Here is a 12258-nt window from a genome sequence, read left to right on the forward strand (position 1 = left end):
GGACGCGAAGGGCCTCTTCGAGGTGCCGGACGGGCTGGCGCTCGATGATGCGGTTGCGCTGCTGGCCGACGGACGGACGGCGACCATGATGCTGCGAGCCGCTCAACCGCGTGAGGGCGAGCGCGTCCTGGTGGAGGCGGCCGCAGGGGGTGTCGGGACGCTTCTCGTCCAGTTGGCGAAGGCGAGCGGCGCCACCGTCGTCGCGGCGGCCGGGGGTGAGAAGACCGAGGTGCCGATGCGGCTCGGGGCCGACGAGGCGGTCGACTACAGCCGGCCGGGGTGGGCGGGGAAGGTCGAGAAGGTCGACGTCGTCTTCGACGGGATCGGCGGGGACGTGGCCCGTGAGGCGTTCGCCCTGCTCCGGCAGGGCGGGCGAATGGTCAGCTTCGGGCTCGCCAGCGGCGAATGGGCGAACATCTCCGAGGAGGACGCGCAAGCGCGAGGCGTGACGCTCGTCGGTCCGAAGGCCACGCCCGAGGAGCTGCGCGAGTTCACCGAGAGCGCGCTCGCCGCGGCGGCGCAGGGGCGGCTCAAGCCGCTGGTCGGGCAGCGTTTCCCGCTCGACGATGCCGCCGAGGCGCATGCGGCGATCCAGTCGCGCCGTACGGTCGGAAAGACTCTTCTGGAGGTCAGCCGACCTTCTTGAGGAAGGCCGTCAGCGAACGCTCGTAGGCGGCCGGGTCGATGTTCCAGGCTTCGGTGTGGTCGCCCGGCGTGGTGATGTGCGTGACCATGCCGGGCGGCGCCGTCCGGGCGAAGGCGAAGGCGGGCCGGTTGGCGACGGTGGCGTCGTCGCGGGTGGTGAAGAGGAGCGTCGGTGTCCGCAGGTGGGGTGCGTAGGGGCGCTGGTCGAAGTCGGACAGCTCGATGCCGATGCGCCACTGCAGGACGTGCTTGGCCACGCCCGTCATGAAGCGGGGCAGATGGCGGGCGTCGCCCTGCTTGTCGAGGGTCGCGCTCCAGTCCATGACGGGGGAGTCGAGGACGACCCCACGGACGAACGACGGATCCTTGCGCAACGTCGTCATCACCATGGCACCGCCCATGGACCATCCGTAGAGGACGACACCGGTCGCGCCGTGTGCGCGTGCGTAGCCCATGGCGGAGACCACGTCCTGCCATTCGGTGTCGCCGAGATGGTTCTTCCGGTCGTCGGACGGAGGCGCGCCCACGTCGTTCCTGTAGGCGATGGACATCATCGGTAGCCCCAGCCCATGCACGGCCCGCATGGCGCGAAACGTCTCGGCCTTGTCCGCGTTCCGCCCGTGAATACCGATGACCCATGTGCCCTTGGAGGACGTCCCAGGCAAGAGCCACGCCGGCATGGGCCCGACCTTGGACGGATACGTGACGTCCTGGAAAGGCAGTCCGAGAGCCGTTTTCGGGTCGCCGTCGTAGACCCAGTGGTCGACCGTCGCCGGGGTGTCCTTCTCCAGGGTGCCCTCCACCATGGACGACACCTTCCGCACCACATGGGAATCGTCCCCGCCGACGACGGGGCCCAGCAGAGCGCGCCCGTTCTCCCAGACCAGTGCCCACGTCCCGGAACGTTCCGATATCGGTTCGCGGGACAGTGTGACCGTGCCGTTCCCCACGTCCTCGATGGTGAGCGGGTATTCGGCGGAGTGGTCGACCTCGATGGCGACGCCGGCGAAGTACCAGCCGATCCCGCCGACGACCGCGCACAGCAGCACGGTGACCGCGAGGGCCGCCGCCATCAGCCGGCGGGGACGGGGGCGACGCCGGTGGCGCGGCGTTTCCGGCGATGCCGGGGCGGATGACTCTGGAGCTGCGGTCGACACGACATCGAAATTAGCGTCTCTGATCAGCTGAGGATCCGTAGTCATGTTGCGTGTGGCGACTAAGTGGATCGGCCCATCGTGGTGGGGTGGCGTGGGCGTGCAGGTGGAATCCTGCACCCAATGCCGCCCCTCGCGGCGTGTGCCGCGGCCGGGCGGGTGTGCTGATCGTGGTAACGCCCTGGTACCCGCGGTGGGCCGCCCGGGGCAGCTGCCCTGGTGCGGCCGTCGGGGCCTTGGGTGCGTGTCCCTCCGGACGCTGGCCTGCCTGTCCCGCCTGGCGTGCGGGGTGCGGGTTGGTGGAGGGGACCCCGCGTCGCCTGGGCACGGGGCGGGTGGTGACAGAAGGCTTGTCCAGCTCGTTCCGGGCTCTGGCGCCGGTCTTGGACCGGTCACTCCGCACCGGCGCGGTATCCGCGGCAGGTGCGGGAGCGATCACTGCGCGGGTTTCGAACTTGTGGATGACCCGGTGGATGGTCATCTTTCCAGTGGTGCGGTCGGTGCTGGTGGTGGTCTGGTGGGTGAGGCCGCGAGCGGCGATGCGCCGCCACGCCCCATGGTCGCGGTCACCCTGCCACCCGCAGCGGGGGTTGGAGCAGCGGGCCCATTTCCAACCCCTGTCGTTCGGCCGGTCGGGGGCGGCGCAATGCTTGAGGGGGACGAGGCAGCCGGGGCACAGCCGGGAGGTGTTGTGGGCCGGGACGGCGACCACCGCGATCCCTGTTCCGGCGGCCAGGTGCCGCATCCACGCCACGACCTGTCCGCGCACCGTTTGGGACATACGGGTGTTGTGGGTACGGCCCTGGCCGGTGGCCTCCATCGAGCGCAGGTCTTCCAGGTAGATGACGGTGGCGTCGGCTGCGAGTGCCTGGTCGACCGCCCATCGGGCCGCCTGCTTGGCCAGGGCGTTGTTCAACTCCGACCGCTTGGCGGAGATCCGTTGTTTCTCGGTGCTCAACCGGGCGTGCCGCGCTGCTAGAAGCCCGCTCTCACACGCTGTTCCTAACCCGTGCTCCTTCCTGCTGCCGGTGTCGCTTGCGTCCCGGCGGTCGACTTCGCCAGGGCGGAGGGCAAGGCGTTGGTATTGGTCGAGTTTGGCGTGAATATGTTCGGACTCACGGCGAAGCCGGTCCCGTTTGCCCAGTATCCCGGTGGCGCGGAACATGGCGCCGGCTCCCGAGGTGGTGATGATGCCGTCGTCGTGGAGTCGGCATGCCCCGGCCGACAACAGGGTGTTCAAGCCCCAGTCCACGCCGAGGGCGATGGTATGGCCGGTGCGCCGGGCGGCGGGGACGGCGTGGGTGAAGGACAGGTCGGCCCGCACTCGGGCGCCCTGGGGACGCAGAGTGGGCAGGTGTAGCACCGCGCGGGTCGGAACCGTGGGCGGCAGCGTGATCGGGCAGGCTACCCACGACCAGTCGCGGTAGGCGCGGGGGTCGGGCCGGGTCGGCAGTTGCAGGCGCAGCACCACCCGGGCGGGGTCGGCGTCGTGGCGTTCGATGGTGGCCTGCTGCCGGTCGACCGCCGCCAAGATCAGCATCTTGGCGGCGCGGGGCGGCTTTTCCAGGTCGAAAACCCCGGTTGGGAGACGGCCGTGCTCGGCCAGGAAGGCGTCGATCTGCCGGGTGCGGGCCTTGATGAGGTTACTGGGCAGGGACCGGCCGTCCGGCACCGCGTCTCGGACGGCATCCCACTCCTCTGGGGTGCGTTTGCCGGGGTTGGCGGGCCAGGCCGCGAGGATCCCGGCGATCACCCCGGCCCGGTGTTCGGCCCCACGCAGGGTGCGTCCGGCCTGCTCCTGCGCCATCCGCACGATCCGGTCATTGACCTTTACCTCTCCTGGGACGGCATCGTCGGGTAGTGCCCAGCCCAAGCGCCGCAGCGCCATCCACGCATGCGACGGTAGCGGCCGCCCGTCCGGCCCCGCCCCACCAGCCAGCACACTCACGTCGGCGGCGTTCCAATGCTCGCACAGCAACCGTGCGGCCATGCCCGCGGCCAGGTCCGCCGCCCACCCCACTCTGACCGCCAGCACCGACGCCGTCAGCGCCTCGCCGTTCGACTCCTCCACCCCGCCGCGCAGCGCCACCCGCGCACACGCCACATTGCAAGTCTCCCCCTCGCCCAGCGGTAGCTTCCGGCGCACGAGCTGACTAGTCCTTCCCGGGTGAAGTGGCCGGTGGCGAGCAGCCCCGGAGCAAGTCGAACACCTGTTCGTCGTGGCCACATTAGCCACGCAGGCTTCACCGTGCACCCCGCCACGCCAAGCCATACCAACCACCAAGGACCGCCAAGGAAAGTCGTGATTCTCCCGCGAGCGTCGCGAACGGGCGGGCCACTCCGCAATAGGTGGATTCGTGCGGTTAATCTGCCGAGCAGGTGCCATTGGGGGAGCCACCGGGACGGAGGGACGTGGCCGTGACGGGGCGAAGCGACCGCATCGCGGAACTCGAACGCCAGGTCGCCGAGGCGGCGCGGCGGCTCGCGCCGCCCGGATGGTGCCGCATCGACCTGCGCTGCCTCGCGACCGTCGCCGTCAACGATGTCTCCTTGACCGTGCTGACCGGCGACGGCGGGGCGGCGCCCGTCGGGTCCGTCCCGGAGGAGCTGACCGGCCTGCTGCTGGATCTGCGCCGCGCGCACTACCTGTCGGAGCGGGGCTCCTGGTTCTCGATGGCCGCGATCATCGAGGCCGGGTCCGTGTCGCCGCACTACAACCACGACTTCGACCCGCTGTGGGAGCCGCCGATCCCGGTGGACTGCTGGCGCCGCGACCAGATCGTCCTGCCGCGGGACGGCGCGAGCGTGCCCGGCTGGTTGCGCGACCGCCTGGAGGGCCGCGAGCCCGCGGAAGACCTCGCCGCCTCCGGTCCGATGAATCCCGTCGAGCAGATGGAGCTGCTGTCGAACCAGGTCGCGCTGTGTGTCGCCGACCAGGCGCCGCCGCTGTGGGAGAAGGTCTCTGGGCATTACCAGGCTGTCGGCGGGCACGTCGAGTTCCCCGCGATGACGTGTCGCCTCGCCGACGGCAGCACGACCGCCTGGACGGCGCCGGCGGCGGTCCGAGGGCTCCTCGACCGGCTCCGTGCGGGGACGCACGCCTTCCAGGGCTCCACCTGGTACCGGATCGACTTCGAGGTCGCCTACGTGGACGGGGAGGTCCGCTGCCGCGCGAGCTTCACCAACGATGACGAGCCGGAGTGGGACACGGAGCCGTCCGCCGACGACGTCCGGCGCGAGCTGGAAAGGTTCCCGTGCGACGACGTGCCCGGGTGGATGACGCGGCGGCTCGGGCCGCCTCCGCAGTCGGTGACGGTCGTCGACACGCCGCAGCGGACGGGGCTGCGGCGGGCGAAGATCTTCGACCATGCGGGCCCGGACGGCGGACGTCCCGGCGTGTCGCGTCCGTCCGTCCCGCCGGGCGAGACAGGCCGCGTCGCCGGCTACCTGCGGGAGGCGCCGACCGTCATGGCCGCCCGCTCGAACGCCCCCGACCGGCTCGACCCGTCGCGGGGGAAGTCCGTGCCGCTGACGTTCCACACCGATGGGACGTGGGTGTGGTCGGCCGCCGTGGCCTATTACTTGACCGAACACGATGTCCCGCCAGAGGCCGACCTGGTGGCGCACATAAGGGCCAATGGGTTCCGGGTCCCCGCTGTGGACGACGACATCATGGATGCCGCGAACGCGGCCGTCACCGGACGCGCCACCCCTGAGCCGGCGGAGCCCGACTGGGTGAAGCGGCTCCAGCACCGCTTGGATCAGCTCCGCGTCGACCGCGCCGCGTACCGCATCAACGACGTGGCGGAGGGCGTCTGGTGCCTCATGCCCCGGGACAGCGGCTGGACGGTCTTCCAGATGAGGGATGGTGAGCGGCGCAAGGAGGTCGCTTTCGACGACGCAGAAGAGGCGTCCGTACATCTGCTAGGGCGACTTCTCCTTGACCCACGCCACAGCGTCCAGGACGGCCTGTTCGAGCCGCTCCAGGGCGAGCCCCCGCTCTCCCTACTGCGCGACCGTCACGTAATGGAACTCGCGGCAGGAACGGAGGTCGACCGCTATGGCGCCCCAGACGGCAACGTTACGTACGCAGCCCGCACCCCGTACTCGCAGAGGTCGCTGCCCCACGACTGGCAGGACCGCCCGTATCACCTCTACCGGTTGCAGCGGCCCATGGAGACGCTGACCGGAACGGCCGTCTCGTGGTTCGGGCAACCCGGCGGCGGGACGGCGCACGTGTTCCGCCGGTCCATCGCCGACCTGCTCGCGGACGGCGGCCTCATCGAGCTCTGACTACGCGCCGCCGATCGCGGAGACCAGGCCCAGCGCCAGCACCAGGTCCAGGTGGATGAACGTCTCCAGTTTGGCGCCCGGCGGCACGTCCGGGTCGGCGGCAAGCCGGTCGAGGACGGCGAGCGCGGCGGGGGAGTCCAGGTCGTCGGCCAGCGCGGCCTCGGCCTCGGACGCGTACGCGCGGTTGATCGGACGTCCCGGCGACGTCGCCCATTCGGCGACCATGCCGCGCCACGCGGCCAGCCGCTCCCCGGCGGCCGACGAGCGCGCCGCCGTCAACTCCAGCGGCTCCCGGTAATGCACTTCCAGCATCGCCAGGCGCGCGGCCAGCGGGTCAGGCGAAGCCCCCGTCTCCTGCGGCACGACCAGGCACAGGGCATCCGCATCGGCCGCACCCGACACGTACACATCGGCGTCGGGGAGGGAACCGTCCTCGAACGGCTGGACGCTGTAGTCGTCCAGGTCGCCTGCGGTGAGCCCGGTCCCCGCGGCGCGCACTTGGCGCCCGGCCCGCCCCGCGACCCGCCGCAGCAGATCGGCGACGACCGGACGGCGATACCCGGCACCGTCCAGCAACTGGACGCGGAGCCCGCGCCCCGGCGGCAGCGCCTCCGCCGTCCCCGTCCGATGGTCGTAGAGCCGCAGCATGCCTCCCACCCTAGGCCGGGACTACAGCGGCCGGTCGGAGGCCAGCGGCCCGAACGGCGTCGGCGCGGCGCCGTCCGACCGCCGGACGGCCGCGAACCGCAGCCGCACGTAGTCGGCGACCCAGCCGGACTCGCGGCGCAGCGCGGGCGCGGCCAGGTCGTTCACCCGGTCGAGGAGCGGGTCGACCAGCTCCGGCGGGACGTCGGCGAGGGCGCGGGCCGCGTAGGCGCGGACCCAGTCGGCGGCGCCGTTCGGCCCCTCGGTCATCCGGGTCGGGCGCTCGGCGTGCTCCAGCAGCCGCAGCGTGAACCCGGCCTCCTCCAGCTTGGCCGCGTACTCGGCCGGCGACGGGAAGTACCAGGGCAGCTCGGGCTCGCCCAGCCCGAACACCCGCCACGCCGTCTGCATGGCGACGATCAGCTCGGCGCAGTTGCCGGCGCCGCCCAGCTCGCCGACGAACCGGCCGCCGGGACGCAGCGCCGCGTGCACGCGGCCGATCACCGCGTCGGGGTCGCGGGTCATCCAGTGCAGGGCGGCGTTCGAGGCGACCGCGTCGAAGGAGTCGCCGACGGTGAAGTCGTGGGCGTCGCCCACGATGAACGACAGCCCCGGCTGCATGGCGGTCGCCTGCGCGACCATGTCGGGGCTGCCGTCGATGCCCAGCACCTCGGCGCCCCGTTCGGCGATCTCCGCGCTGAACGCGCCGGTGCCGCAGCCGAGGTCGATGACCCGTTCGCCGGGCTGCGGATCGAGCAGGTCGACCAAGGGGGCACCGTGCGCGGAGACATACCCGAAGGCGGAGTCGTACGTCGTCACGGCCCAATTCACTGTCATAATTTATCGGACAATGCGCCAACAGGAGGTGGCCTTGCAGTGGCGGACGTCACGTCCGAGGTCCGCGTCGTGGGTGCCGAGGGGCCGGACGGCCTGACCTTGCGCACCCTGGGCCTGGCCGCCCGCGATCTGCCGGAACTGCGCGCGGACGGGGTTCCGCCGTATCTGGGGCAGGGCTGGGCGCGCGTCCTCGCCGAACTCGCCAAGCGCCTCGCGGCCGCCGGCGGAATCCCGGACGAGCCGCTGCCCGGAATTGAGATCCGTCTCACACCGGCCGGCGACGGGACGCTCGCGCCCGTCCCGCCGGACGACCGGGACCTCGCCGCGTGGCGCCGCGACGTCGTGCTCCGGCTCTTTCCCGAGGCCCGCACTTGAGATCCGTTCTAGAATCGGATTCTCCAAGGCCGGGAGAAGGGTGCGCAGGGTGCCGTACGCAGAGATCGAGTACGAGGTCCGGGACGGGATCGCGACCGTCACGCTGAACCGTCCGCACAAGATGAACGCCTACACGTTCACCATGCGCAACGAGATGCTCGACGTCTTCGACCGCATCGACGCCGACGACGACGTCCGCGTGGTCGTGGTCACCGGCGCGGGGCGGGCGTTCTGCGCGGGCGCCGACCTGAGCGGCGGCGGCGACACCTTCGACAAGGAGCGGTCGAAGGACATGTTCGCCGGCGAGGACGACATCCTGGAGGACGGCACGCCGCGCGACGGCGGCGGCACGGTCGCGCTCCGCATCGCCCGCTGCCTGAAGCCCGTCATCGGCGCGTTCAACGGCGCCGCGGTCGGCGTCGGCGTCACCATGACCCTCCCGATGGACGTCCGGCTGGCCAGCGAGAAGGCCAGGTTCGGGTTCGTGTTCGCGCGCCGCGGCATCGTCACCGAGGCCGCGTCCAGCTGGTTCCTGCCGCGCATCGTCGGCATCGCGCAGGCGATGGAGTGGGCCGCGACCGGCCGCGTCTTCGACGCCCAGGAGGCCCTCGACGGCCGCCTCGTCTCCCGCGTCTACGCGCCGGACGAGCTGCTCCCCGCCGCCTACGCGCTCGCCGCCGAGATCGCGGGCGGCACGTCCGCGGTCTCCGTCGCCGCGATCCGCCGGCTCATGTGGTCGGGCCTGTCCGCCCCGTCCCCGTGGGACTCGCACATCGCCGACTCCCGCCTCATGGCCGCGCTCGGCGGCGGTGCCGACGCCATCGAGGGCGTCTCGTCCTTCCTGGACAAGCGCGACGCGGACTTCCCGATGCGCGTCAGCAAGGACCTCCCGCCCGAGGTTCCGGACTGGCCCGTCCGGTAGAGGGGACCCCGGCGTCCGGCCGCGCGGAGGGCGTTTGCATGATGGAGGAGCGCCCCCCGTGCGGACAAAGGACGATCTTGATTTTCCGGACCTTGGTGATGTGTGTCGCCACTGTGACGGAGGGTATGAGCCGCCCGAGGCAACACGTTTCGGGGGTGCGTGGTGCGAACTACGAAATACGCCATCATCGGGGTCGGAGTCCTGCTCGCGGCGGGATGCAGCCACGCGGAGCGGCACGCCCGGACCGCCGGGCAGCACGCCACGCTGGGACGCAAGGCGCAGGCGACGCCGAGCCCGGCGCCGCCGCCGGCCAGGAAGATCGACTGCGACCGGGTGAAGTGCGTCGCGCTGACGTTCGACGACGGGCCCGGCCCGTACACGGCGCGGCTGCTCGACACGCTCAAGAAGGATGGCGTGCGCGCCACATTCTTCATGCTCGGCGAGAACGTCGGCGCCCACCGCGACGTGGTGAGGCGGATGGCGCTGGAGGGCCAGGAGGTCGCCAACCACAGCTGGTCGCACCCGGACCTGACCACGCTCTCGACCGCAGAGGTGCGGTCCCAGATCCAGCGGACGCAGAAGGTCATCAAGGACGCGTCCGGGATGGCGCCCACGCTGGTGCGGCCGCCCTACGGGTCCACGAACAAGCGGGTCGGGCACGCCGTGGGAATGCCGCTGATCCTCTGGAGCGTCGACACGCTCGACTGGCGCTACCGCAACGTCACCCGCGACACGCGGGTCGGGATCAAGGACCCGGAGGCCGGCGGCATCGTGCTGTTCCACGACATCCACAAGCCGAGCGTCGACTCCATCCCGAAGGTGGTGGAGGGGCTGAAGAAGCGCGGCTTCACGTTCGTCACCGTGTCGGAGCTGTTCGGCGGCGAGCGCCTCACGGGCGGCCAGACCTATACCGAGCGCGTCACGAAGCCCGCGCAGGTCAACGCCAACCCGCCACCCTCCGGATCGCCCGCCGGATCACCCGCCGGCCCGACGCCCGGGAGCACGGCGCCCGGGAGTACCGCTCCCGCGAGCCCGGCTCCCACGAGCCCGGGACCGGTCAGCCCGGGACCCGTCGGCCCGAGCCCGGCGAGTTCGGCCGGCTAGCCGTCCTCCCGGCGGGGACGGCGCCGGGGCGGCGGCTGCGGCGGGACGACCTTCGCCGCGACCATGATCGCCTCGGGCACCTCGACGAGTTCGCCGTCGCGGCGGCGCACCGTGAGCGCCCCGCCGGACCAGGATTCGAGCACGCCCACGACGTCGCTGTACTCTCCCGTTGGCAGACGCCGGCGCAGCGAGATCCGCTGACCCACGTCCGCGTGACTGATGGACACCACCAGGCGTGCGGCGAAGCGGCCGGACATGTGAGGACCCCCATGTCGAATCGGGTGCGCCGGGGCGGCCATACTATTCACAGCGAGCTTGCGGCGACCCGTGACGTGCGGCGGGGCCGGATATCCGAGAGGAGTCACTGACGTGACCTACGTCATTGCGCAGCCCTGCGTGGACCTGCTCGACAAGGCATGCATCGAGGAGTGCCCGGTCGACTGCATCTACGAGGGCAAGCGCATGCTGTACATCCACCCGGACGAGTGCGTGGACTGCGGTGCGTGCGAGCCGGTCTGCCCGGTTGAGGCGATCTACTACGAGGACGACACGCCTGACCAGTGGAAGGACTTCTACAAGGCCAACGTGGAGTTCTTCGACGACCTAGGCTCGCCCGGCGGCGCGTCCAAGGTGGGCAAGATCGACAAGGACCACCCGCTCGTGGCGGCGCTGCCGCCGCAGAGCCAGGAAGACTGACGGGTGACCGCAGCGAAGCGAGGATCGCCCGTCAGTCCCCTTCGGGGGTCTGGGGGTCGCCCCCCAGACGGACACTGAGCGGGTAGGTCCGGGAGCGCTCCACGCGGGGCGCGGAGCCCTGGGCCGCCTGCGTCGAAAACGGGCCGTGGTCGTCGGACGACCACGGCCCGGCGGGTTTGCGAAGGAGGAGTTGGGGTCTTGTTCACGTTGCCGGACTTCCCGTGGGATCGGCTCGCGCCCTACAAGGAGCGGGCGCTCGCGCACCCGGACGGCATCGCCGACCTGTCGGTCGGCACGCCCGTGGACCCCACTCCCGAGCCGATCCGGGAGGCGCTGGCGGGCGCGTCCGACGCCCCCGGCTACCCGCAGACCTACGGGACGCCGCAGCTCCGCGAGGCGGTCGCGGGCTGGCTGCGCCGCCGCGCCGGCGTGTCCGGCGCCGACCCGGACGCGGTGCTCCCCGTCATCGGCACCAAGGAGCTGGTCGCCTGGATGCCGACGCTCCTCGGCGCCGGCCCCGGCGACAAGGTCGTCTTCCCGGAACTGGCCTACCCGACCTACGACGTGGGCGCGCGGCTGGCCCGTGCGACGCCCGTGGCGACCGACGGGCTGCTGTCGCTCGGCCCGGTCAACCCGAAGATCGTGTGGGTGAACTCGCCGTCCAACCCGACGGGCAAGGTGCTGCCCGCCGAGCATCTGCGCAAGGTCGTCGCGTGGGCGCGCGGGCGCGGCGCGGTCGTCGTCAGCGACGAGTGCTACCTGGAGTTCGGCTGGGACGAGGACAGGCCGCCCGTCTCGGTCCTGCACCCCGACGTGTGCGAGGGCTCCCACGAGGGCCTGCTCGCGGTCAACTCGCTGTCCAAGCGCTCCAACATGGCGGGCTACCGCGCCGGGTTCGTGACCGGCGACCCCGCCCTCGTCAAGCGGCTGCTGGAGGTCCGCAAGCACGCCGGGATGATCGTCCCGGCGCCGGTGCAGGCCGCGATGACCGTCGCGTTCGGCGACGACGCGCACGTGGACGAGCAGCGCGCCCGGTACGCGCGGCGCCGCGCCGTCCTGCGGGAGGCGTTCGAGCGGCACGGCTTCCGCGTCGACCACTCCGAGGCGTCCCTGTACCTGTGGGCCACGCGGGACGAGCCGTGCTGGGACACCGTCGGCCATCTGGCGTCCCTGGGCATCCTCGTCGGCCCCGGCGAGTTCTACGGCCCGGCCGGCGCCCGGCATGTCCGGATCGCGTTCACCGCGACCGACGACCGCGTCGCGGCCGCCGCCGCGCGCCTCTGAGCGCACCCGGTCAGTCCCTCGTCCGGTCCCGGACGCGGCCTGCGTGAAATCCGACGTTCTCCCATGAAACCGACGGTTCATCTAATACGTCTGACCGCGGTATGGGCATGAGAGGCCACAGTCGGTAGGATCCCGCAGGTCTCTCCCCGGATGTGGACGAATCGATGGAGGTGTCCGTGGGCAAAGCGGCAATAGTGATCCTTCTGGTGCTGATCCTGGCCGCCTTGGTCGTGCTCATCGCCGTCCTGCTGCGGCGGCGTTCGAGCGGTTCGGCCGCGGCCCCGGCGCCCGCCGCCCCGCACG

The 12258-nt window shown here is 71.6% G+C and carries 12 protein-coding genes; 7 read left to right on the top strand and 5 right to left on the bottom strand.

The features are described 5' to 3' along the window. Positions 1-646, top strand: a 646-nt coding sequence (locus tag E1293_RS36805; RefSeq protein WP_132203038.1) for a zinc-binding dehydrogenase, incomplete at its 5' end; no start/stop codon positions are given. Here E1293_RS36805 and E1293_RS36810 read toward each other — a convergent pair. Next, entirely contained in the window at positions 630-1718 is a 1089-nt protein-coding gene (locus tag E1293_RS36810) for an alpha/beta hydrolase family protein (protein WP_165978555.1), read from the bottom strand. The genes E1293_RS36805 and E1293_RS36810 overlap by 17 nt on opposite strands. Positions 1719-1812: 94 nt before the next feature. Then, positions 1813-3888, bottom strand: coding sequence for a transposase (locus E1293_RS36815; RefSeq protein WP_243717085.1), 2076 nt, complete (start codon positions 3886-3888; stop codon positions 1813-1815). Positions 3889-4217: 329 nt separating this feature from the next. Here E1293_RS36815 and E1293_RS36820 point away from each other — a divergent pair, with 329 nt between their 5' ends. Beyond that, on the top strand, positions 4218-6092 hold the full coding sequence (locus E1293_RS36820) for a TNT domain-containing protein (RefSeq protein ID WP_243717087.1): 1875 nt from the start codon (positions 4218-4220) through the stop codon (positions 6090-6092). Here the strand turns inward: E1293_RS36820 and E1293_RS36825 are convergent, their stop codons facing one another. Further along, complete coding sequence (locus E1293_RS36825; protein ID WP_132203044.1) at positions 6093-6740, bottom strand: hypothetical protein; 648 nt, start codon at positions 6738-6740, stop codon at positions 6093-6095. Positions 6741-6761: 21 nt separating this feature from the next. Further along, positions 6762-7568 carry a class I SAM-dependent methyltransferase gene (locus tag E1293_RS36830; RefSeq protein WP_243717089.1) on the bottom strand — a complete coding sequence of 269 codons (807 nt, stop codon included), beginning with the start codon at positions 7566-7568 and terminating at the stop codon, positions 6762-6764. Positions 7569-7613: 45 nt separating this feature from the next. Between E1293_RS36830 and E1293_RS36835 the strand changes: the two genes are divergently transcribed. From E1293_RS36835 to E1293_RS36845, 3 genes are all read left to right on the top strand, one after another. Next, positions 7614-7949: a hypothetical protein gene (locus E1293_RS36835; protein WP_132203048.1), complete on the top strand. Its 336-nt coding sequence runs from the start codon at positions 7614-7616 to the stop codon at positions 7947-7949. 49 nt (positions 7950-7998) lie between these two features. Continuing rightward, positions 7999-8871 (top strand): enoyl-CoA hydratase-related protein, encoded by an 873-nt coding sequence (locus E1293_RS36840; RefSeq protein WP_132203050.1) that lies wholly within the window; start codon positions 7999-8001, stop codon positions 8869-8871. A 162-nt stretch (positions 8872-9033) separates the two neighbouring features. After that, on the top strand, positions 9034-9975 hold the full coding sequence (locus tag E1293_RS36845; protein ID WP_243717091.1) for a polysaccharide deacetylase family protein: 942 nt from the start codon (positions 9034-9036) through the stop codon (positions 9973-9975). Here the strand turns inward: E1293_RS36845 and E1293_RS36850 are convergent. Further along, the gene (locus E1293_RS36850; RefSeq protein ID WP_132203054.1) at positions 9972-10232 is read right to left on the bottom strand and encodes a putative acetyltransferase; all 261 of its coding nucleotides are present in this window, start codon (positions 10230-10232) and stop codon (positions 9972-9974) included. The two genes, E1293_RS36845 and E1293_RS36850, sit on opposite strands and share 4 nt — an antisense overlap. 112 nt (positions 10233-10344) lie before the next feature. On the opposite strand from E1293_RS36850, the gene fdxA reads away from it, so the two are divergent. Then, a complete protein-coding gene (gene fdxA, locus E1293_RS36855; RefSeq protein WP_132203056.1) occupies positions 10345-10671 on the top strand; it encodes a ferredoxin in 327 nt (108 codons plus the stop codon). 198 nt (positions 10672-10869) lie between these two features. Continuing rightward, positions 10870-11955: a succinyldiaminopimelate transaminase gene (dapC, locus tag E1293_RS36860; protein WP_132203058.1), complete on the top strand. Its 1086-nt coding sequence runs from the start codon at positions 10870-10872 to the stop codon at positions 11953-11955. Positions 11956-12258: the final 303 nt, after the last annotated feature.

The sequence above is a fragment of the Actinomadura darangshiensis genome (genome assembly GCF_004349235.1).
GTDB lineage: Bacteria > Actinomycetota > Actinomycetes > Streptosporangiales > Streptosporangiaceae > Spirillospora > Spirillospora darangshiensis.

Bases quoted from the DNA above. Each gene is read 5' to 3' on its own strand.
- E1293_RS36810 (WP_165978555.1), bottom strand. From the start codon at position 1,718: ATGGCGGCGGCCCTCGCGGTCACCGTGCTGCTGTGCGCGGTCGTCGGC.
- E1293_RS36825 (WP_132203044.1), bottom strand. From the start codon at position 6,740: ATGCTGCGGCTCTACGACCATCGGACGGGGACGGCGGAGGCGCTGCCG.
- E1293_RS36850 (WP_132203054.1), bottom strand. From the start codon at position 10,232: ATGTCCGGCCGCTTCGCCGCACGCCTGGTGGTGTCCATCAGTCACGCG.